A 21,649-nucleotide genomic window follows, 5' to 3' on the forward strand; every position below is an offset into this window, starting at 1 on the left:
CGTGACTCAGCTCAAACTAAGGGTTGCCTTACCATAGCTGAAGCCACGAGGGCGGTCGAGGCGCGGTCGGCTGGCACGCCGGGGCGCGCAGCCACGCGTCAGGCGGCGACTCGGCCCGCCTGTAGTTCGCGCAGCGCGGTGCGCAGGCCCCGCCGTTTACCGGTCGCGGGGTCGACGAAGCTGTCCCTGAGGCCCCCACGCACGCGGAACTTCAACTCGGAGTTTGTCTCCGGGGCGTCGTCGGCTGTTGCGGTGAGCAACTTGTCCGGCAGGGCGAGCTTGAGGATCGTCCAGAACGACTGCCAGTATTGCCGGCCCAGCGACCCGGTGGTGTACGGCAAGTCGTACTTCTCGCACAGCTCACGCACCCGCACCGAGATTTCCGCGTACCGGTTGCTGGGTAGATCGGGGAAGAGGTGGTGCTCGATCTGGTAGCACAAATTGCCACTGATGAAAGCCATCAGTGGGCCGGCGTGGAAGTTCGCCGAGCCCAGCATCTGGCGCAGGTACCACTGCGCTTGCGTCTCGTTCTCGAACTCTTCTTTGGTGAACTTCTCGGCGCCGTCGGGGAAGTGACCGCAGAAGATCACCATGTAGGACCAGTAGTTGCGAATCAGGTTGGCGACGGCGTTGGCCCGCAGCGTGTGCTTCCAGTTACGTCCGGCCAGCACCGGAAAAACGATGTAGTCCTTACCGACCTGCTTACCGACTTTCTTGGCGATGATGCGCAGGTCTTTGCGGACTTCGGCCCACGTTTTCTCGTGTCGGCGGACTCGGGAAAGCTCCAGCCCGTGCGCCGCCACACCCCATTCGAACAGGGTGCCCAGCAGCAGGTTGTAGATCGGGTTGCCGATCATCCAGGGCGCCCAGGGCTCGTCGCGGGTGACCCGCATGATGCCGTAGCCGACGTCGTCGTCCATGCCGACGATGTTCGTGTACTTGTGGTGGATGAAGTTGTGCGACTTCTTCCAATGCACGCTCGGTGAGGTTGTGTCCCATTCCCATTCGGTCGAATGGATTTCCGGATCATTCATCCAGTCCCACTGACCGTGGGTGATGTTGTGGCCGAGTTCCATGTTCTCGATGATCTTGCCGGTACCCAGCATCGCCGTCCCGGCAACCCACGCGTACCGATTGTTGCTGGCCATCAACAAGATTCGAGCACCAACGACCAACATTCGTTGCAAGTGCACGGCTCGCCGGATATACCGGGCGTCGCGCTCGCCGCGCGATTCTTCAATGTCGGCGCGGATCGCATCGAGTTCGCGCCCGAGCGCTTCGACGTCCTCTTCGCTGAGATGTGCGTATTCCTTAACGTCGGTAATAGCCATCGGATTCCTCCTCAAATCTTGAGCGTGCAGTCGCCGGATGCCGTCGAGATGCACGTTTGGATGCGGTCACCCTCGCCGTGCTCGGTTCCGGACCGGAAGTCGCGCACGTGCCCCGCCTCCAGGGGCAGCACACAGGTTTGGCAGATGCCCATTCGGCAGCCGAACGGCATCTGGATGCCGACCTTCTCCCCTGCCTCTAAAAGGGATGTGGCGCCATCGATTTCGATTGTCTTGTCGGATATCGCGAATTTGACGGTGCCGCCCTCGCCGCCTTTGTCGGTAGCGGCGATAGTGAACCGCTCCATATGCAGCTGCTCGCCGCAACCCGCGTCCTTCCAGGCACGTTCGACGGTGTCGAGTAGGGCGGGAGGCCCGCAGGCCCAGGTAGGGCGCTGCTTCCAGTCACCCACGATGCCGCTCAGGTCGCCGAAATCGAGGTGGCCCGCAGTTTCGGTGAGGTGCAAGTGAAGTCGATACCCGGGCTCGTTGTTTTCGAGCTCGCGCAATTCGTCGTGAAAAATCACGTCGTCGGCCGTCGGCGCGGAGTGGACGTGCACGATGTCGGCACCGTGTCCCCTGGCCCTCAGGGTGCGCAACATCGCCATCACGGGCGTGATCCCGCTGCCGGCCGTGACGAACAGGATCTTCGCCGGTGGCGGGTCGGGCAGCGCGAACTCTCCTTTCGGAGTCGCCAGCCGCACGATCGTGCCCGGTTCCACGCCGTTGACCAGGTGTGTGGACAGGAAGCCCTCGGGCGTCGCCTTGACGGTGATCGTGATGTTCTTGTTGTCGCGCTGCGGAATTGAGGTCAGCGAGTACGAGCGCCAATGCCACCGTCCATCGATCCGCAATCCAATGCCGACGTACTGGCCCGGCCGGTATTTCCCGGAGAAGCCCCACCCGGGTTTGATGGTCACGGTCGCCGAATCGGCGGTCTCCGGGTGCACGTCGACGATGAGGCCGCGCAGCTCGCGCGCCGACCATAAAGGATTGAGCATCTTGAGGTAGTCGTCGGGCAGCAGTGGAGTGGTCGCACGGGCGGCGAGCCCTCGTGGCACGTTGACCCAGGACTTGGCAGCAGTGACACCCTTAGCGGGTGCCTTGCTCCAGCGAGTGAGGCTGTGCAGCGTAGAACCCATACATCGTCCCAACGTCTTTGTCGGATTGCCGTGCATCGGCTGAGGCACGGTTCTCCTCGAACTACCCGGGCTGGAAATTCACTAAACACTTGTTCGCTGAACGACGCGGATGCATCCGCTGGTCACGGAATCAAGATCAGGCGAGCTCGGCACATCCGTGCACGGCACGGGGACGAGAACGCTAGAGTGCGCAAGGGGGGACTCGAACCCCCACGTCCTAAGACACTGGAACCTAAATCCAGCGCGTCTACCAATTCCGCCACTCGCGCCTGGGCGTAGCGATATTACCGCTCCGGCGCCCGTAAGGACGTCACTGCGGCTGCGGCCAGGCCAACCAGAGCTCCCACAAATTTGGCATGCCTAACCTAACCCGAAGCGCGACTCGGGTAAGGTCAGCAAACGATGAACGGAGCCGCAAGCACCCAGACCGATGATTCGTCGACCCAGGTACTCAAGCGTGAGCGCAAGGACCTCTCCGACGACGTCCGACGCGTTGGCCCCCTTCCGGTCCCCGCGCTCGACTCGCCATACCACCTGCGCGCCGCGGTCAGCGGCGACGCAGAAATGGTGTCGGAGTGGATGAATCGCCCGCACCTCGCCGAGACCTGGGAGTACGCCTGGCCGGTGTCACGCTGGCGCCGCCACCTCGGGGCACAGCTCGCGGGGACCTATTCGCTACCGCTGATCGCCACCCTGCGCGGCGAAGAGTGCGCCTACCTCGAGATCTATTGGGCAGCAAAGGACATGATCTCGCGTCACTACGACGCTCATCCCTACGACATCGGTCTGCATGCGGCTATCGCGGATCTGCGGCTGGTCAATCGCGGCTTCGGCCCGCGGGTGCTACCGCGAATTGTGGCCAGCGTGTTCGCACAGGAACCACGCTGCGAACGGATCATGTTCGACCCGGATCACCGCAACACCACCGTGCGCCGGCTGTGCGAATACGTCGGATGCCGATCGCTGGGCGAGCACGACGCGCCGAACCGGCGGATGGTGCTCTACGCGTTGGACCGTACGACCCAATCCTGATAGCCGTCGTGGTCGGCCTTCATGCCGGCCGCGACCAATTCCCAGAGGACTTCGTCGGTGCCGCCGCCGACGCGGGCCAGCTTCATGTCCCGCCACACCCGGCCCAGCGGTGTTTCGTCGACGAGATAGCCGGACCCGCCGAAGATGTGCATGCACTCGCCGATGACTTCCTCGCCGAGGCGTGCCGCGGTGACCTTGATCCCCGCGGCCGCCCGCAGATCCAGCCGTCCCTGAGTGGCAATGCCGTGCAGCGCGAAACGCAGCTGGTCGACCCGCGCCTGCAGGTCCGCCATCCGTAGCCGCAACGCCTGATGCTCCAACAATGTGCTGCCGAATTGACGCCGATTCATCATGCGGGCCAAGGTAATTCCGATCACACGCTGGCACGACGCCGCGATCTGGCCGGCGATCGACATGCGCTCGTGCGCCAATCCCCAACTGATGGCCGCCAGCCCGGTGCCGGCCCGCGCGACCAGCGCGTCGGCCGGGACCCAGGTATCGATGTGGACCGCCGCGGTGTCCAGCGGCCCGGCACCCACTTTGTTGTACGGCTGCTGCACGTCGACATGTGTGGTCGGCACCGCCACTACGACGACGTTGCCGTGCCGGCTGGACGAGTCGTGGTCGACGCTGCGCGCCACGACCATGATGTGGTCGGCGATCGGAGACAGCGAGACGAACTTTTTGATGCCGCGGACCGCCAAACCGCCGTCGTGCGAGCGGACCTCGGTTTCAACGATCTGCAGATCCGATCCACCGGATTCTTCCGAGGCACCGATGCACAGCACGGCCTCGCCGCGAATCGCCTTCTCGCAGATGTCCTTCAGGTAGTCCGATTTGCCGAACCTGCGCAACACGGCGATAGCCGAGTCGTGCAGGCTGACGCCCACGCCGATACCGGCCGACGCCAGGTGGCCGAGTGCCAGGGCCAGCTCGATCAGCTTGCCGACGTCGGGTTGGACCTGGTCGGTCCACTTGTCGGCAAAGACACCGCTTGCTCCCAGATGCTCGATCAGCTTACGCGGAAAGCGTTGCTGCGCTTCGGCTTCGGAGGTCCACTCGATGACGCGGTCGTCGAACGCCTGGGAGAGCAGCGCGCGGTAGTCGGCATCGAAAACCGTCTGCCCTGTCGCGGTCACGTCAGTCCACCAGCTCGAGAGTGCGTCGCACTTCCAGCCGGCGCAGCTTGCCCGACGAGGTTCGCGGCAGGGAACCCGGCGACATGAAAACCACGTCCGCCGGCACGATCCCGCATACCGACGCGATGCGCTGGATCACTTCGGTGCGAGCCTGGGTCTGGTCGTCACCTTTGAATTCGGCGGCGACGACCAGGCCCGGGCGAGCGGACCGTTCGCCGGTGCCCAAGGCGACCACGCAGCCTGCTCGCACCCCGGTGACTTGAGCGGCGATCAGCTCGATCTCCGTCGGGAAGATGTTGCGTCCCGCGATCGAGATGATTTCCTTGGCCCGGCCACACACCACCAGACCGCCGTCATCGAAAAAGCCCAAATCGCCTGTGGGGAACCAGCCTTCGCGATCGATGGCCGGCTGTCCCAGGTAGCCATCCATCATCGACGTGCCCCGAATCTCGATCTCACCGATCTCGCGGTCGGCCGTGCCGGCATAGCGATCGCTGGATACGACCCGGATTTCCATGCCGGAAAGCGCCTGCCCCAGGACGGCGTATTTCCGCGAACCACTCTCGTCCGAGACGGTGGCGAAGGTCAATCCGGTACCGGGCGCGGGCAGAGCGACCGCGCAGGTGGACTCGGCGAGGCCGTACGACGGCGCCGGCGCTCCGGCGTCAAATCCGAACGGCGCCATGGCTTCTGTGAAGCGCGCGAACCCGTCGCAGTCCACCGGTTCGCCACCGTTGATGGCAACCCGCATGGCCCCGAGATCGACGTCGGACACCAGCGACGCGTACTTGCCGAGGATGTTGTAGGCGAGGTTGGGTGCGGCGGTGATCGTCGCACGGCTTTCCGAGAGCCACTTGAGCCAGTTGAACGGCGACGCGGAGAACGCCGTTGGCGAAGACAGCCACAGTGGCATCCCGGCCAGCGTCGAGGCGAGCACGCAGGTGAGCCCCATGTCGTGAAACAGCGGCAGCCATGAGCAAACAACGTCACGGGACGGGTCGAAGTCGAATCGTTGATCGAGACCACGCATGTTGCTGAGCACGGCGCCCGGCGACAGCATCGCGGTCTTGGGCGATCCGGTCGATCCCGCCGTCCCCTGCAGAATGGCCGGGCCGATTGTTTTGGCGTGCGGGATGCCCGAGGCCGAGCGGTTGGTGCGCGCCGCGGTGGCGAGGTCTTCGGTGACGATGTTCGGGCGCGCAGCGGCTCGCAGGCTTTCCAACTGCGAGCCGTGGCTTAGTACCGCGCTCACCCCGATGCCGGCAAACCGCGTGAGCGTCGACTCCGCCCAGTGCTGCGAGTCCGCGCCTCGTACCGGCCCCGGCAGGATCGAGATGGCTGCGCCGGTCAGCCACGAACCCTGGATCGCGGCGATGAACTCGACGGTCGGCTCACCGACGAGGCCGACCGCAGCCGGCCGGTCATGGTCGAGTAGCCAGGCCGCGACCCCTTCGGCTAACCCGTGCACTTCCGGCCACGGGAGCCGTTTCCAGTCCGACGTCTCCTTGTCGAAGACGGCCAGGTCGGAGGTCGCGGTCTGCATTGACCGGGTGATCGCCGCCGCAAGTTCGCTCATTACGGTGTTTTCGCCGCGATCGCCGCGTCCAGATCGGCGACGGTGTCGCAGGTCAGCAGCTCTTCCTCGGACAGCGCGACGCCGAGCCGCTCTTCGATGGCAACCATGCCCACAGCAAAGGCCACCGAATCCAGGCCGACATCGTCGACCAGCCTGGCGTCGGGCGTAACCCGGGCCATGTCGACGTTGAGGTCGTCACGCAGAATGCTTTGCAGCGCAGTGGTCACCGCGGGGGAAGAGGAGGCCATGGCGAGGGACCTTACACGTCGAAGTAAGGCAAGGCTGGCCTTCTATTAAACGGTGAGAGTTTTGACACACCAGTCCGCCAGCGAACCCTCCGCGCTGCTGTCACCGAGCGTCAACAGCGCGCGGTACCGTCGAGGGGTGTCCAATCAGGCCCGTCGGGCGCGCCATCACCGGCCCGCACTGATCGCTTTGGCGATCGTCGCGGCCGGTGGTTGCCTGGCCCTGGGCTGGTGGCAGTGGACACGCTTCGAGTCCCCGTCGGGCACATTCCAAAACCTCGGCTACGCATTGCAGTGGCCGTTGTTCGCGTGGTTCTGCGTCTACGCGTACCGCAACTTTGTCCGCTACGAAGAGGCACCGCCGCAACCGCGCCATCACGGGGCGGCCACCGAGATCCCGGCCGGGCTGCTGCCCGAGCGGCCCGAACCCGCGCAGCACCCCTCCGACGACGACCCCGCCCTGCGGGAGTACAACGCTTATCTGGCCCAGCTCGCTGCCCAAGACGCCGAAAAGCAGAACAGGACCACCGCATGACCGCGCCCGAGACACCGTCGGAAACCAGCGGAGCCGTCTCCGCCGACCGCATCCGCCCCGCCCTGCTCGGCTACCGGGTCATGACGTGGACCACGGGTCTGTGGCTGATCGCACTGTGCTACGAAATCGTCTCGCATGTGGTTTTCCACCACGAGATTCGATGGATCGGAATCGTGCACGGCTGGGTGTATTTCGCTTACGTGCTAACGGCTTTCAATCTGGCGATCAAGGTGCGCTGGCCGATCGGCAAGACCATCGGTGTGTTGCTGGCCGGCACCATCCCGCTGCTCGGCATCATCGTCGAGCACTTCCAGACCAAGGACATCAAGGCCCGCTTCGGGCTGTAGCGGCGAGTTACATCGCCGCGCGCTCGGGGACAACACTTTTTGCCCGCCTCCGAGCGACAAATTGGGTTGAGCCCGGTTGCGGGGTCCGGCGGTCGTCGCGTTGTCGCTCGGAGGCGGGCAAGTCGCCTGTTGGGTCTGCGGCGGCCCTTCGGCCACGCACCGCTTAGGCCAAGGCGCGCAACGCGGGCAGTAATAGCGCCAGCGCGCGACCACGATGCGAGGCCGCGTCCTTCTCCGCCGGACTCAACTGCGCCGCGGTGCAGTCACTGCCGGCCGGGATGAAGACCGGGTCGTAGCCGAATCCACCGTCGCCGCGCGGCGCGTGGGCGATCGTGCCCGGCCACTCGCCGCGGACGACGACTTCGCCGCTGTCCGACACCAACGCACAGGCCGACACGAATGCCGCGGAGCGCCGTTCGTCGGGCACATCACGCAGCTGGGCAAGCAGCAGCGCGGTGTTGCCGGCGTCGTCGCCGTGAGTGCCCGCCCAGCGTGCCGACAACACGCCGGGCATACCGCGCAGCGCCGCCACCTCCAGGCCGGAATCATCGGCGACGGTCGCTAACCCGGTGGCCGCGAACGCGTCCCGCGCCTTCGCCAACGCGTTGTCCTCGAACGTCGCACCGGTTTCCGGCGCCTCGTCGAACGGCGCCACGTCGTCGAGCGACACCAGCGTCAACCCCGACAACCCGGCGGCATCCAGCACCCGGCGCAGTTCGGCCAGCTTCTTGGGGTTGCGGCTGGCGACGAGCAGCCGAGTCAGCTGCCGAACGCCTTCGACTGCCCGGGCCCCTCGGGGAGCACACCCGGATATGGCAACTCCAGCGCCTCGCGCTGGGCGGCGAAGAGCGTGTCGCAAGCGCCCAGCGCCATATCGAGCAGCTTGTCCAGCGTCGAGCGCGGGAACGTCGCGCCCTCGCCGGTGCCCTGGATCTCCACCAGGGTTCCGGTGTCGGTGGCGACGACGTTCATGTCGACCTCGGCGCGCGAATCCTCTTCGTAGGGCAGGTCGACGCGGATCCTGCCGTCGACCACACCTACGCTGACCGCCGCGATCGCGCACGACAACGGCCGCGGATCCGACAGCTTGCCCGCCGCCGACAGGTAGGTCACCGCGTCGGCCAGCGCCACATAGGCACCCGTGATCGCCGCCGTGCGGGTACCGCCGTCGGCCTGCAGCACATCGCAGTCGACGGCGATCGTGTTCTCCCCCAACGCCGCCAGGTCGATGCACGCGCGCAGCGATCGACCGATCAGCCGACTGATTTCCTGAGTGCGCCCGGACAGCCGGCCCTTCACCGATTCCCGGTCGGAGCGAGTGTGGGTGGCCGACGGCAGCATCGCGTACTCCGCGGTCAGCCAGCCCAGGCCAGTCCCCTTGCGCCAGCGCGGCACTCCCTCGGTGACACTCGCGGTGCACAGGACCTTGGTTCCACCAAATCCGATCAGAACCGAACCCGCGGGATTCTCGGTGAAGCCCCGCGTGATGACTAGCGGGCGAAGCTCGTCGTCATTGCGACCGTCTTCTCGTTTCGACACGACGCCACCCTAGCCCGCCGTACGTCACGCGGGCAGGTCGGCTGAATCAGACCCGTTCGGAGTGCCGAACGTCGAATGTCTCGTTGCACACCACGGCGTGCACCGGACCGTCGAACTCGGCCTTGGCCTCGCTGATCACATCCTCCCGCGAGGTCCACGGCGGTATGTGGGTCAGCAGCAGCTCGCGCACGCCGGCCTGCGCGGCGACCCGGCCGGCTTCGGTGCCCGACAAGTGCAGGGCGGGCGGCCGATCCGGCGCGTGCGTCCAGGACGCCTCGCACAGGAACACGTCGGCGTCGCGAGCCAGCTCGACGAGCTGATCGCAGACTCCGGTGTCCCCGCTGTAGACAAACGACGCCCCGCTGGGGTCGGTGATCCGTAAACCGTAGGACTCGGTGGGATGCGCGACAATGCGTGGTGTCACGGTGAGGGCACCGACTTCGACCGGCTCGCCATCGACCCAGTGACGCACGTCGAATATGTCCGAGCAGTCGTCGATTTCGCCGCCGTATGGCGACGACGCGGCGCCCAACCGCGACCAGGTGTCGCTGGGGCCGTACAACATCGCCTTGCCGAGTGGGCGCGACGACGGGTGGTAGCGACGCCACACGAACAGTCCCGGCATATCCAGACAATGGTCGGCATGCAGATGGGACAACAGCACGTGCACGGAACCCGGGTCGGCGTAACGCTGTAACGCGCCGAGCACACCCCCGCCGAAGTCCAGCACCAGCGGCGGAGTGTCCGGAGCCCGAAGCAAATATCCCGACGCTGGCGAGTCCGGACCGACCACGCTGCCCGAGCAGCCGAGCACGGTTATTCGCACAGGCACTACTGTGCCATGCCCGGAAGCACCATGAGAAAAACATCGCGCGATTGATGTGATGAGAATCTCTCTGTCGACTAGCCAATCGGCGAGTGCTGCACGGGCCGGACGCCACTGACGGCGGGCCCCAGGAATCGCGCCGCCAGTTTCGAGAAGGCCTCGGGGTCGCCGGTGGCTTCGAAGACCCGCGTTGCCGGCGCCGCGTCATGCGGGCGCAGCAAATCCTGTTCGGTGAGCACCCGCAGCACTTCCTTCGCGGTTTCCTCAGCGCTGGAAACGAGCGTCACGTTTTCACCCATCGCCAGCTGAATCAACCCCGACAACAGCGGATAGTGCGTGCAGCCCAGCACCAACGTGTCGACCTGAGCGCGTTGCAGCGGCTCCAGGTATCCCTCGGCCAGTCCCAAGACCTGACGCCCGCTCGTCACACCGCGCTCGACGAAGTCGACGAAGCGCGGGCAGGCCACTGCGGTGATCTCGGTGTCGCGGGCGGCGGCGAACGCGTCTTGGTAGGCGTGCGACGCAATGGTCGCCTGGGTGCCGATCACGCCGATGCGGCCGCTGCGGGTGGTGGCCACGGCGCGGCGCACGGCCGGCAGGATCACCTCGACGACGGGCACGTCGTAGCGCTCGCGGGCATCGCGCAGGCAGGCCGCCGACGCGGTGTTGCACGCGATCACCAACACCTTCACCCCACGGCCCACCAGATCGTCACCGACGGCCAGCGCGTGGGCGCGCACCTCCGGGATGGTGAGCGGGCCGTAGGGACCGTTGCCGGTGTCGCCGACATAGACGATGTCCTCGTCCGGCAGTTGATCGATGATCGCGCGCGCGACCGTCAGTCCCCCCACGCCGGAATCGAAGACCCCGACGGGCGCCAATGGTGAGCTCATGTGGGCGTGCCGGCTTTTCGCTTCGCCCGGGCCTTGCGTTCGGGGGCGGACAACAGATACGCGGCGACGACGCCCGCGATGGCGCCACACAGGTGGCCCTGCCAGGACACCCCGCCGCATTGACCGAGCACCGGCATCGCGCCGAGCAGCACGCCGCCGTAGATGAACAGCACCACCAGGCCGATCACGATGTCGACGAACCGGCGCACGAATATGCCGAAGACCAGCAGAAAGGCCAGCCAACCGAAGATCAGCCCGGAGGCCCCGATATGGTCCGTCGGCCCGCAGTTACTACCCCAGTTGCCGATCAGCCAGGTGCCGAAGCCGCCCAGGATCCACACGATCGCGGTCGCCCACACGAAGCGGGACAAACCCGCCAGGGTCATCAAGAACCCCAGCACTAGCAAGGGAACGGTGTTGGCCATCAAGTGCTGCCAGTTGGCGTGCAGCACGGGCGCGAAGACGATGCCCCACAGGCCATCGGTTTCCAGCGGTCTGATGCCGTTTGCGTCCAGGGAATGCCGCGAGAGTTGGTCGAACAGTTCGATCAGGTAGAGCAGCGCCACAAAGGTGAGGATCGTGGCCCCGCCCACCACCCACTCGGGCCGCTTTTTTTGGGTAGCGGGTACGCGTTGCTGTCTGGGGCTCATGCCCGTCACTGCCCTTCTAGAGCGTCCTCGGCATCATCCAGGCTACCGGCATAGGCGTCGCCAGCCTGGTACTTCCCCCCAGCGTCGGCGCGCACCACAGGCACGTCAGCTCCCTGCCTTGAAGGCGCCCGGCAGCGTGTCCCGGTAGGTCGGTATCCCGGCGACCGACTCCGCGGACAACACACCGATCAGCACCGCACGGGCCAGGCAATCGGCCGCGGCCGCGCCCACCTCGGTGACCAGGGGCGTCTCCGGGGACATCGCCGCGGGCGCATCGGCTGGCGTCGGCACCTCGACCGCCCCGGTCGCCAGCGCGAACACGGTGTCGCCGTCCAGCGGGGTGTGCGCCGGGCGGATGGCGCGGGCCAGACCGTCCTGGGCGGCGATCGCGACCCGCCGGCACGCCGCGGAACTCAGCGCCGCGTCGGTGGCGACCACCGCGATCGTCGTGTTGAGCGGTTCCAGCGGCGAAGGTAACTGCGCGAGCGCGTCGATCTGGTCGGCCGGCGGCGGCGTCAACGCGAACGCCTTGATCGCATCCGCCATCCACGGCAGGCCGGTGGTCCGGTCGACGACCTCGCCGGCGGAGTTGACCGCGACGACCGCGCCGACGGTGACGCCCGACGGCAATGTCGTCGACGCCGTGCCGATGCCGCCTTTGAGCACGCCGGCCCGCGCCCCCACCCCGGCGCCGACCGTGCCGACTGCCACCGTCGAGCCGGCCGCTTCGCAGGCCAAAAAGCCGAACTCCGCCGTCGGGCGGCAGTCCCAGCCGCCGACCGGCAGGTCGAAGATCACCGCGCCCGGGACGATGGGCACCAGTCCGCCCTTCATCGCCACGCCGCGCTCGTGTTCCTCCAGCCAGCGCATCACGCCGTCGGCGGCCGCCAAACCGTAGGCGCTGCCGCCGGCCAGCAGGACCGCGTCGACGAACCGCACCGTGTTGGCCGGGTCCAGCAGATCGGTCTCCCGTGTGCCGGGTGCGCCGCCGCGGCAATCGACCGCGCCGACGGTCCCCGGCGGGGTCAGCACGACAGTGACACCGCTGGCCCATCCGGCGCCTAAGGAGACGTCCGGATCCAGGCGCTGATAGTGGCCGACGCGGATGCCCCCGACGTCGGTGAGCGCGTTCATCCGGCCTGCTTACCCATCAGCACCAACACCAGGTACTCCTGCAGTACGGTCAGCCACTGATAGACGTCGAAGTGGGTGGCCATCGGATGGTCGGCCGACAGCCGTTCCGGCCCGTCCGGCCCGATTTCGAGCATGACTCCCAGCGCCAGCCGAATGTCGTTGACGGCCGAGATCCAGGCGTTGGCCTGGTCCTCGCTCAGCTCGAACCGTCCGCCACTATCCGGAATTGTGCGCAATAGCTGCTGTGCCGCAACCCGTTTGGCGTCGATAATCTCGGGCTCGTGCAGACTGCGCAGCGCCGAGTTCAGCCCTTCGGGAGTTTGCGACCCGGCGCTGGACGCGTCCTCGTCGTCGGGCCGGAAGAAGTCCGGTAGCAGCCGTCGCAGCGTCGGATCTCGAGGCGGCTCCGAATTTCCGGTCTTGATCCCGGTGATCTCCTCGAGTTCGTCTGACGGCGAAGAGGATTCGCGCTCGTCGAGCAAACCGATCAGCGCCCCGACCAGATTCTTCAGCAGCTCCGCCTCGTGCGGAGCCAGCGAGGACCGGAATCGGGGACCATCGGCGGTCTCAACCCGCTTCCATTTGCGCACCGGAAATCGATCTCAGCGGTCCTGTTGCAGCGTCGCCCACAAACCGGCGGCGTGCAGCTTGGACACGTCGACTTCCATCGACTCACGGCTACCCGCCGACACCACTGCCTTGCCCTCGTTGTGCACCTGCAGCATCAACTTGGTGGCATGCGGCTCGCTGTAGCCGAACAACTTCTGGAACACGTACGTCACATAGGTCATCAAATTGACCGGGTCGTCCCACACGATGGTGACCCACGGACTGGCGGTGACCTCGACTGGAGTGGACTCGCGTTGCCCGGTGGTGCCGGGCTTGGTGGGCGCTGCTGCGGCAACCATGGCCTCCAGGATACCGAGCGAACGGCCGCCCGCCGCCAGCCGTTACCGTTGCGAGAATGAACGAGCCGGCCTTAGCTGGGCTGTTAACCGACAAGTACGAACTGACGATGCTGGCAGCGGCGCTGCGCGACGGCACCGCAGAACGCCGGACCACGTTCGAACTGTTCGCCCGCCGCCTTCCCGGAGGTCGGCGCTACGGCGTGGTCGCCGGCACCGGTCGTTTGCTGGAGCTCTTGCCACAGTTCAGGTTCGACGACGACGCGTGCCGGCTACTGGGGCAATTCCTGGACGCCGACACCGTGCGTTATCTCCGCGATTTCCGGTTCACCGGCGATATCGACGGCTACGCCGAAGGCGAGCTGTACTTTCCGGGCTCTCCGGTGCTCTCGGTGCGCGGCAGCTTCGCTGAATGTGTGATGCTCGAAACGCTGGCGCTGTCGATCTTCAACCACGACACGGCGATCGCCTCTGCCGCGGCACGCATGGTCAGTGCGGCCGGCGGGCGCCCGCTGATCGAAATGGGATCGCGGCGAACCCACGAACGATCGGCCGTCGCCGCGGCCCGCGCGGCCTACATCGCCGGTTTCGCCGCGACGTCGAACCTCGAGGCCGAGCGTCGCTACGGCGTGCCAACCGAGGGCACCGCCGCACACGCGTTCACGATGCTGCACACCGGCGCGGGTGGACCCGACGAGCTCGCCGCGTTTCGGGCCCAGGTCGACGCGCTGGGCGTGGACACCACGCTGCTGGTGGATACCTACGACGTGACCAACGGCGTGGCCAACGCCGTGGCCGCCGCCGGGGTGACGCTCGGCGCGGTGCGACTGGACTCCGGCGAGCTCGGCGTGCTGGCCCGCCAGGTGCGCGAGCAGCTCGACCAGCTGGGCGCCACCGGTACCCGCATCGTGGTCTCCGGCGATCTCGACGAATTCTCCATCGCCGCGCTGCGGGCCGAGCCGGTGGACAGCTACGGCGCCGGCACCTCGGTGGTGACCGGTTCGGGCGCCCCGACCGCGGGCATGGTCTACAAGCTGGTCGAAGTCGACGGCATACCGGTGCAAAAACGCAGCAGCCACAAGGAGTCCCAGGGCGGTCACAAAGAAGCGCTGCGACTGTCCCGACCAACCGGCACGATCACCGAAGAGATCGTGCACCCCGCCGGCCGGCCGCCGGCGGTCAGCGAGCCGTTCCGGGTGCTCACCGTCCCGCTCGTCCGCGGCGGCGAGGTGGTGGCGGGCACCGACCGCGTGGCCCTGACCGCCGCCCGGGAGCTGGTGGCGTCCGGGCTGCACAGCCTGCCCTGGGAGGGCCTGAAATTGGCGCACGGTGAACCGGCGATTCCGACGACGCGCATCCCGGTCTGATCGATACCGTCGAGCTAGCCGAATCCGCGCGCAACCAAGGAGTTATCACGCCAGAGGTCTCTGTGCCCGAGCTGCTGTCCATCGCCGTGGCCGCGCTCGGCGGCAGCGAACGCAGCGGCCAGCTGGAGATGGCCACCGCGGTTGCGCGCGCATTCGAAACCGGCGAGCACCTCGCCGTGCAGGCGGGCACCGGGACCGGCAAGTCGCTGGCGTACCTGATTCCGGCGATCGTGCACGCGATCGCCGACGAGGAACCGGTCGTGGTGTCGACGGCGACGATCGCCCTGCAACGCCAGCTTGTCGATCGCGACCTGCCGCGGCTGGCCGAATCGCTTGCCGACGCGCTGCCGCATCCGCCACAGTTCGCGTTGCTCAAGGGACGGCGAAACTATCTGTGCCTGAACAAGATTCACAACGGCTCTGCCGAGGAACCCGACGGCGACGAGGCACGGCCCCAGGAGGAGCTGTTCAATCCGATGGCGGCCAGTGCCCTGGGCCGCGACGTGCAGCGGCTCACCGCGTGGGCCTCGACGACGGATACCGGTGACCGCGACGACCTCAAACCCGGTGTGCCGGACCGATCCTGGTCGCAGGTCAGCGTCTCGGCGCGCGAATGCCTCGGGGTGGCCCGCTGCCCGTTCGGCTCGGAGTGCTTCTCCGAACGTGCTCGCGGGCGCGCCGGTGTGGCCGACATCGTCGTCACCAATCACGCCCTGCTGGCCATCGACGCCGTCTCGGAATCGACGGTGCTGCCCGAACATTCGCTGCTGGTGGTAGACGAGGCGCACGAGTTGGTCGACCGGGTGACGTCGGTGGCCACCGCGGAGTTGACGTCGGCCGCCCTCGGGGTGGCCGCGCGCCGCATCACCCGATTGGTGAACCCGGAACTGGTCGGACGCCTGGAGGCGACCACCGCAACCTTCGCCGCAGCGATCCACGACGCCACTCCGGGACGCATCGATCACCTCGACGACGAACTGGCGACCTATCTGCGGGCGCTGCGCGATGTGGCCGGCGCGGCGCGCGCCGACATCGACACCACCAGCGACGCGAAGGCTGCTGCGGCGCGCGCCGAAGCCGTTGCGGCACTGAGCGAGATCTCGGATACCACGACGCGGATCCTGACGTCGTTCGGGCCGGCGATCCCCGATCGCACCGAGGTGGTGTGGCTGGATCACGAGGACAACCGGGGCTCGACGCGCCCCGTGCTGCGGGTGGCGCCGTTGACGGTGGCCGGCTTGCTGCGCACACATGTGTTCTCGCGGTCGACTACCGTGCTGACCTCCGCCACGCTGACGATCGGTGGTTCCTTCGATGCGATGGCCTCGGCATGGGGTCTGGCCGGACCCGAGGATGCGACCGATCGCCCGTCTTGGCGGGGCCTTGACGTCGGGTCGCCATTTGAACACGCGAAGGCCGGGATCCTCTACGTGGCAAAGCATCTGCCGTCGCCCGGCCGCGACGGAACCGGCTCGGCCGAACAGCTGACCGAGATCGCCGAACTGATCACCGCGGCCGGCGGTCGCACCCTGGGCCTGTTCTCGTCGATGCGCGCCGCGCGGGCCGCCGCCGATGCCATGCGCGAACGGCTGTCCACGCCGGTGTTGTGTCAGGGCGACGACAGCACCTCGGCACTGGTCGAGCAGTTCAGTGCCGACCCCGAGACCTCCCTGTTCGGCACGCTGTCGCTATGGCAGGGCGTTGACGTGCCCGGGCCGTCGCTGTCGCTGGTGCTGATCGACCGCATCCCGTTCCCGCGTCCGGACGACCCGCTGCTGGGTGCCCGCCAGCGCGCGGTGGCCGCTCGCGGCGGCAACGGTTTCATGGCCGTCGCGGCCAATCATGCGGCGCTGTTGCTGGCGCAGGGCTCGGGGCGGCTGCTGCGCCGCGACACCGACCGCGGAGTGGTGGCGATACTCGACTCGCGGATGGTCACCGCCGGCTATGGCGCTTACCTGCGAGCGTCGCTGCCACCGTTTTGGCAGACCACCAACGCCGAGCAGGTCCGCGGCGCCTTGCGGCGCCTGCGCACCGCGCCCGACACCTAACGGGCGAGCGCCACCAGGCCGAGCTCGTTGCCGGCCGCGAGCATCGGGTGATACGGCAGCACCCGAACGGTGTAACCGACCGCCCCCGCCACCGGCAACGAGGTCGTCGTCGAGAAGACCTGGTTGCCACCCTCGGCCGTTCCGGTGTAGGACATTTGGACCGTGACCGGGTCCAGCAGCGCATCGCCGGAATCGACCCGGCCCACCACCGCCTCCACGGTGACCTCGTCGGGCGCCAGTCCGGCCAGCTGCACAGTCGCGGTCAGGGTCAGCTTCGAGCCGAGTATCGGCGTATCGGGCAGACCGGTGGAGTCGACGTCGGTGATCGCGACCTTCGGCCACGCCGCAACGGCGCGCCGCCGGTAGTCGGCTAGCTCACGCGCCGCGCCGAAAGCACCTTCGCCGGTGTCGGCGATGGTCTCGCGCAGCGACTGTGCCGCCGGCGTGTAGTACTGCTCGACGTAGTCGCGCACCATCCGGGAAGCCAGCACCTTGGGCCCGAGCGTTTGCAAGGTGTGCCGGACCATTTCGATCCAGCGCGGCGGCACCCCGTGTTCATTGCGTTCGTAGAACTTCGGCGCCACCGCTTGTTCGAGCAGCCCGTACAGGGCGCTGGACTCCAGCTCGTCGCGGCGATCCTCGTCGCTCACCCCGTCGGCCGACGGTATCTCCCAACCGTTTTCGCCGTCGTACCATTCGTCCCACCAACCGTCGCGGATGGACAGGTTCAGCCCGCCGTTGAGCGCGCTCTTCATTCCCGAGGTGCCGCAAGCCTCCAGCGGCCGCAGCGGGTTGTTCAGCCAGACGTCGCAGCCCCAGTACAGCAGCCGGGCCATGGACATGTCGTAGTCCGGCAGAAACGCGATGCGGTGGCGGACCTCGGGACGATCGGCGAAGCGCACGATCTGCTGGATCAGGGCCTTGCCCCCGTCGTCGGCCGGGTGTGACTTGCCCGCCACGATCAGCTGGATGGGGCGATCCTCATTGAGCAGCAGGCGCTCGAGGCGGTCGGGGTCGCTCAGCATCAACGTCAACCGCTTGTAGGTCGGCACCCGGCGAGCAAAACCGACAGTGAGCACGTCTGGATCGAAAGCCTTTGCGATCCAACCCAACTCAGCATGCGGCGCGCCGCGCTCCAGCCACGAGCGGCGCAACCGCCGCCGGACGTCGTCGACCAGCAGTGCACGCAGTTGGGAGCGGATCCACCACAGATGACCGGCGTCGACTTCCCGCAGCCGCAACCACACACCCGGATCGCTGAATGCGGCGTCGTCCGGCCCGGCCAGCTCGCGGCCCAGCTGCAGCCATTGCGGCGCCGCCCAGGTGCGGGCGTGCACGCCGTTGGTGATCGACCCGATCGGCACCTCGGCGCGGTCGAAGCCCGGCCACAGTTCGTTGAACATGCCCCGGCTGACGCGGCCGTGCAGCAGCGAGACACCGTTGGCGCGTTGCGCGAGCCGCAGCCCCATGTGTGCCATGTTGAATTTGGTCTGATCGTCTTCGGCACCGAGGGCGAGCACCCGATCGATCGGCACGCCCGGCAGCAAGGCGGGTGTGCGATCGCCGGGCGCGTCGTCGGAGTGGTCGTCGAAGTAGCGCCGCACCATCTCGACCGGGAAGCGGTCGATACCCGCAGGCACCGGCGTGTGGGTGGTGAACACGGTGGCCGACCGCACCACCGTCAGGGCGGTGTCGAAGTCCAGTCCCTGATCGGCGATCAGCTCGCGGATGCGCTCCACACCGAGGAACCCGGCGTGCCCCTCGTTCATGTGGAACACCTCGGGTGCGGGCAGGCCCTCGATCGAGGTGAACGCGCGAACCGCCCGCACGCCGCCGATCCCGGCCAGGATCTCCTGGCGCATCCGGTGCTCCTGGTCGCCGCCGTACAACCGGTCGGTGACGCTGCGCAGCTCGTGCTCGTTCTCGGGGACGTCGGAATCCAGCAGCAGCAACGGAACCCGGCCGACCTGTGCCACCCAGATCCGCGCGGAGAGGCGGGCCGAGTCGGGCAGTGTCAGTTCGACCAGCGCGGGATCCCCGCCGGCATCGGTGAGCAGCCGCAACGGAAGTCCCTGCGGATCCAGCGACGGATAGGTCTCGTTCTGCCAGCCTTCCGCGCTCAGCGACTGCCGGAAGTACCCCGAGCGGTAGTAGAGGCCGACCGCGATCAGCGGCACGCCCAGATCGGACGCGGACTTGAGGTGATCGCCGGCCAGGATGCCCAGGCCCCCCGAGTAGTTGGGCAGCACCTCGGCGACGCCGAACTCCATCGAGAAATACGCGATACCGGTCGGCATCGCGAGACCGGCTTCCTGCTGTTGCTGGTACCACCGCGGGCGGGTCAGATACTCGTTCAAATCGGCGGAAAGCTCGTCAAGCCAGCGCAGAAAGCCCTCATCCAGCGCCAACTCGTCGAGACGGGCGGGGCTGACCGCGCCCAGCAGGGCCACCGGATCGCTGCCGCAATTCGCCCACAGCGTCGGATCGATGCTTGCGAACAAGTCTTGCGTCGCCTTGTCCCAGGACCATCGCAGATTGATGGACAGCTGTTCGAGTGCGGCAAGCCGCTCGGGCAGGTGGGCGCGGACCGTAAAGCGACGGAGAGCTTTCACGCAAGACAACCTTACTAAGGATTGGCGCGCGCGCAGGGTCAGTCTTCGACGGTTCGCCGCCGGTCGTGTGTGACCAGACACTAGGGTGGGTAAGGGTACTAATTGGGGCCGCAAAGACGCTTCCCCTGCACAGGAACTTTCCCCACGTGACGATGTTTCCTCAGACGGCATGCATTCCGCGCCGCAGCACAATCCGCGGTTTGCCCGCAAACAATCGAACGGAGTGGTGGTGCCCGGTCGTGTCGAGATCGATAACGTCGCACCCGTAATTTCCTGCGGCGCGTACCCCGCCAAAGCGGTGGTCGGAGAGACGGTCCCAGTCAGTGCCGCGGTGTGGCGAGAAGGCCACGACGCCGTCGCCGCAACCCTGGTAGTCCGCTACCTGGGGCCGCGCTACCCGCAGGTCAACGAGACGCGTCGCGTGACGGCGGTGCAGGCCCCCGAGAAATCCCTGCCCGCGGTGGACGCCGAGCCGCGCGAGCGGGTCAAACCGCTGCAGCTGCCGATGACGATGGGCCTCGAGCCCTTCGTGTTCCACGGTCAGTTCACGCCCGACCGGGTGGGGCTGTGGACCTACCGCGTGGACGGTTGGGGTGATCCGATCCACACCTGGCGGCACGGACTGCTGGCCAAGCTGGACGCCGGCCAGGGCGAGAAGGAGCTGTCCAACGACTTGTTGGTGGGCGCGGGTTTGCTCGAGCGCGCCGCCACCGGGGTGCCGCGTTCAGGTCGTGAGCCGCTGCTGGCCGCCGCGGCGGCGTTGCGCGCCCCGGGAGATCCGGTGACACGCACCGCGCTGGCGCTGGCGCCCGAGATCGAGGAGATCCTGAGCACCTATCCGCTGCGGGAGATCGTCACCCGCGGCGAGCAGCACGGCATCTGGGTGGACCGGCCGCTGGCCCGCTTCGGCTCGTGGTACGAGATGTTTCCGCGCTCAACCGGCGGCTGGGACGCCGACGGAAAGCCGGTGCACGGCACCTTCGCGACGGCGGCCGCGGACCTTCCGCGCATCGCCGAGATGGGCTTCGACGTCGTGTATCTGCCGCCGATCCACCCGATCGGCAAGGTACATCGCAAGGGGCGCAACAACTCGCCTACCGCCGCCCCCGGAGATGTGGGTTCGCCGTGGGCGATTGGTAGCGACGAGGGCGGCCACGATGCGATTCACCCGGAGCTCGGTACGATCGAGGACTTCGACAATTTCGTCGCCGCGGCCCGCGATCTGGGCATGGAAGTCGCTCTGGACCTGGCACTGCAGTGCGCCCCTGACCACCCGTGGGCGCGCGAACACCGGAACTGGTTCACCGAGTTGCCGGACGGCACCATCGCATATGCGGAGAACCCGCCGAAAAAGTATCAGGACATCTATCCGATCAACTTCGACAACGATCCCGCCGGGCTCTACGACGAAGTTCTGCGCGTGGTCCGGCACTGGGTTGACCACGGCATCAAGTTCTTCCGGGTCGACAACCCGCACACCAAGCCGCCCGACTTCTGGGCCTGGCTGATCGGTCAGGTCAAAGACGCCGATCCCGACGTGCTGTTCCTGTCCGAGGCGTTTACTCCGCCGGCCCGGCAGTACGGCCTGGCCAAGCTCGGGTTCACCCAGTCCTACAGCTACTTCACCTGGCGCACCGCCAAATGGGAACTCACCGAGTTCGGCAACGACATCTCGGCTCTGGCGGACTTCCGGCGGCCGAATCTGTTCGTGAACACCCCCGACATCCTGCACGCGATATTGCAGCACAACGGCCCGGGCATGTTCGCCATCCGCGCGGTGTTGGCCGCGACCATGAGTCCGGCCTGGGGTGTCTATTCCGGCTACGAGCTGTTCGAGCACCGCGCGGTTCGCGAGGGCAGCGAGGAATACCTCGACTCGGAGAAGTACGAACTGCGGCCCCGCGACTACGCGGCGGCGCGCGCCGAGGGCCGGTCACTGGAACCATTTCTGAAGCAGCTCAACGCGATTCGCCGAGTCCATCCCGCGCTTGAGCAGCTGCGCACCATCCACTTTCACGGGGTGGACAACGACGCCTTGCTGGCCTACAGCAAGTTCGACCCGGCCACCGGCGACTGCGTGCTGGTGGTCGTGACCCTCAACGCATTCGGGCCCGAGGAGGGCACGCTGTGGTTAGACATGGCCGCATTGGGTATGGAGCCCTATGAGCGGTTTTGGGTACGCGATGAGATAACCGGCCAGGAATTCCAGTGGGGGCAGTCTAATTACATTCGCATCGACCCCGGGCAGGCGGTCGCCCACATCATCAATATGCCGATTATCCCGCAGGAGTCTCGAAACACGTTGCTGCGCAGGAGGTAACAGGGCCCGGA

20 protein-coding genes, 1 tRNA gene and 1 pseudogene are annotated in these 21,649 nt (G+C 67.0%); 6 read left to right on the forward strand and 16 right to left on the reverse strand.

What is annotated here, in order from left to right; translation table 11 throughout:
- Positions 1-98: 98 nt before the first annotated feature.
- The 3 genes from ACAG21_RS19725 to ACAG21_RS19735 form a co-directional block, all read right to left on the reverse strand.
- Complete coding sequence (locus ACAG21_RS19725) at positions 99-1,331, reverse strand: fatty acid desaturase (protein ID WP_370497943.1); 1,233 nt, start codon at positions 1,329-1,331, stop codon at positions 99-101.
- An 11-nt stretch (positions 1,332-1,342) separates the two neighbouring features.
- On the reverse strand, positions 1,343-2,470 hold the full coding sequence (locus ACAG21_RS19730) for a ferredoxin reductase (protein WP_370497945.1): 1,128 nt from the start codon (positions 2,468-2,470) through the stop codon (positions 1,343-1,345).
- 187 nt (positions 2,471-2,657) lie between these two features.
- A tRNA-Leu gene (locus ACAG21_RS19735) sits at positions 2,658-2,739 on the reverse strand.
- Positions 2,740-2,872: 133 nt separating this feature from the next.
- On the opposite strand from ACAG21_RS19735, the gene ACAG21_RS19740 reads away from it, so the two are divergent.
- A complete protein-coding gene (locus tag ACAG21_RS19740) occupies positions 2,873-3,502 on the forward strand; it encodes a GNAT family N-acetyltransferase (protein WP_370497946.1) in 630 nt (209 codons plus the stop codon).
- Here the strand turns inward: ACAG21_RS19740 and mbtN are convergent.
- Genes mbtN through ACAG21_RS19755 form a run of 3 tightly spaced genes read right to left on the reverse strand, consistent with a single transcriptional unit; the run spans position 3,472 to position 6,465 of the window.
- Entirely contained in the window at positions 3,472-4,641 is a 1,170-nt protein-coding gene (mbtN, locus tag ACAG21_RS19745) for a mycobactin biosynthesis acyl-ACP dehydrogenase MbtN (RefSeq protein ID WP_370497947.1), read from the reverse strand. The genes ACAG21_RS19740 and mbtN overlap by 31 nt on opposite strands.
- Before the next feature lies 1 nt (position 4,642).
- Entirely contained in the window at positions 4,643-6,217 is a 1,575-nt protein-coding gene (mbtM, locus tag ACAG21_RS19750; protein WP_370497948.1) for a long-chain-fatty acid--ACP ligase MbtM, read from the reverse strand.
- Entirely contained in the window at positions 6,217-6,465 is a 249-nt protein-coding gene (locus tag ACAG21_RS19755; protein ID WP_370497949.1) for a mycobactin biosynthesis acyl carrier protein MbtL, read from the reverse strand. Before ACAG21_RS19755 ends, mbtM begins: the two co-directional genes overlap by 1 nt.
- A gap of 136 nt (positions 6,466-6,601) precedes the next feature.
- Between ACAG21_RS19755 and ACAG21_RS19760 the strand changes: the two genes are divergently transcribed.
- Entirely contained in the window at positions 6,602-6,997 is a 396-nt protein-coding gene (locus ACAG21_RS19760; protein ID WP_370497950.1) for a hypothetical protein, read from the forward strand.
- Positions 6,994-7,344, forward strand: coding sequence for a DUF3817 domain-containing protein (locus ACAG21_RS19765; protein WP_370497951.1), 351 nt, complete (start codon positions 6,994-6,996; stop codon positions 7,342-7,344). Before ACAG21_RS19760 ends, ACAG21_RS19765 begins: the two co-directional genes overlap by 4 nt.
- A 163-nt stretch (positions 7,345-7,507) precedes the next feature.
- On the opposite strand, the gene rdgB is transcribed toward ACAG21_RS19765, so the two are convergent.
- From rdgB to clpS, 9 genes and pseudogenes are all read right to left on the reverse strand, one after another.
- On the reverse strand, positions 7,508-8,107 hold the full coding sequence (rdgB, locus tag ACAG21_RS19770; protein WP_370498032.1) for an RdgB/HAM1 family non-canonical purine NTP pyrophosphatase: 600 nt from the start codon (positions 8,105-8,107) through the stop codon (positions 7,508-7,510).
- Positions 8,104-8,883: a ribonuclease PH gene (gene rph / locus ACAG21_RS19775; RefSeq protein WP_342930518.1), complete on the reverse strand. Its 780-nt coding sequence runs from the start codon at positions 8,881-8,883 to the stop codon at positions 8,104-8,106. The genes rdgB and rph overlap by 4 nt, the downstream gene beginning before the upstream one ends.
- A gap of 46 nt (positions 8,884-8,929) precedes the next feature.
- Positions 8,930-9,715, reverse strand: a complete 786-nt coding sequence (locus ACAG21_RS19780; RefSeq protein WP_370497952.1) for a cyclic nucleotide-degrading phosphodiesterase — start codon at positions 9,713-9,715, stop codon at positions 8,930-8,932.
- A gap of 71 nt (positions 9,716-9,786) precedes the next feature.
- A complete protein-coding gene (murI, locus tag ACAG21_RS19785; protein ID WP_370497953.1) occupies positions 9,787-10,602 on the reverse strand; it encodes a glutamate racemase in 816 nt (271 codons plus the stop codon).
- The gene (locus ACAG21_RS19790; RefSeq protein WP_370497954.1) at positions 10,599-11,252 is read right to left on the reverse strand and encodes a rhomboid family intramembrane serine protease; all 654 of its coding nucleotides are present in this window, start codon (positions 11,250-11,252) and stop codon (positions 10,599-10,601) included. The genes murI and ACAG21_RS19790 overlap by 4 nt, the downstream gene beginning before the upstream one ends.
- A 5-nt stretch (positions 11,253-11,257) precedes the next feature.
- A pseudogene (gene cysM / locus ACAG21_RS19795) lies at positions 11,258-11,362 on the reverse strand (cysteine synthase B); the annotation flags it as partial.
- A complete protein-coding gene (locus tag ACAG21_RS19800; RefSeq protein WP_370497955.1) occupies positions 11,358-12,386 on the reverse strand; it encodes a P1 family peptidase in 1,029 nt (342 codons plus the stop codon). The pseudogene cysM and the gene ACAG21_RS19800, both read right to left, overlap by 5 nt.
- On the reverse strand, positions 12,383-12,976 hold the full coding sequence (locus tag ACAG21_RS19805) for a DUF2017 domain-containing protein (RefSeq protein ID WP_370497956.1): 594 nt from the start codon (positions 12,974-12,976) through the stop codon (positions 12,383-12,385). The genes ACAG21_RS19800 and ACAG21_RS19805 overlap by 4 nt, the downstream gene beginning before the upstream one ends.
- 12 nt (positions 12,977-12,988) lie before the next feature.
- Positions 12,989-13,294: an ATP-dependent Clp protease adapter ClpS gene (gene clpS, locus ACAG21_RS19810; RefSeq protein ID WP_370497957.1), complete on the reverse strand. Its 306-nt coding sequence runs from the start codon at positions 13,292-13,294 to the stop codon at positions 12,989-12,991.
- A 56-nt stretch (positions 13,295-13,350) separates the two neighbouring features.
- Between clpS and ACAG21_RS19815 the strand changes: the two genes are divergently transcribed.
- Both ACAG21_RS19815 and ACAG21_RS19820 read left to right on the forward strand, forming a co-directional pair.
- Entirely contained in the window at positions 13,351-14,658 is a 1,308-nt protein-coding gene (locus ACAG21_RS19815) for a nicotinate phosphoribosyltransferase (RefSeq protein WP_370497958.1), read from the forward strand.
- Positions 14,659-14,702: 44 nt separating this feature from the next.
- A complete protein-coding gene (locus ACAG21_RS19820) occupies positions 14,703-16,706 on the forward strand; it encodes an ATP-dependent DNA helicase (protein ID WP_370498033.1) in 2,004 nt (667 codons plus the stop codon).
- On the opposite strand, the gene glgP is transcribed toward ACAG21_RS19820, so the two are convergent.
- Entirely contained in the window at positions 16,703-19,318 is a 2,616-nt protein-coding gene (gene glgP, locus ACAG21_RS19825) for an alpha-glucan family phosphorylase (protein WP_370497959.1), read from the reverse strand. The genes ACAG21_RS19820 and glgP overlap by 4 nt on opposite strands.
- A gap of 229 nt (positions 19,319-19,547) precedes the next feature.
- Here glgP and ACAG21_RS19830 point away from each other — a divergent pair, with 229 nt between their 5' ends.
- Positions 19,548-21,638, forward strand: coding sequence for an alpha-1,4-glucan--maltose-1-phosphate maltosyltransferase (locus ACAG21_RS19830; RefSeq protein WP_370497960.1), 2,091 nt, complete (start codon positions 19,548-19,550; stop codon positions 21,636-21,638).
- Positions 21,639-21,649: the final 11 nt, after the last annotated feature.

The sequence above is a fragment of the Mycobacterium sp. pR1184 genome (genome assembly GCF_041287235.1).
In the GTDB taxonomy this organism is placed as follows: Bacteria; Actinomycetota; Actinomycetes; order Mycobacteriales; family Mycobacteriaceae; genus Mycobacterium.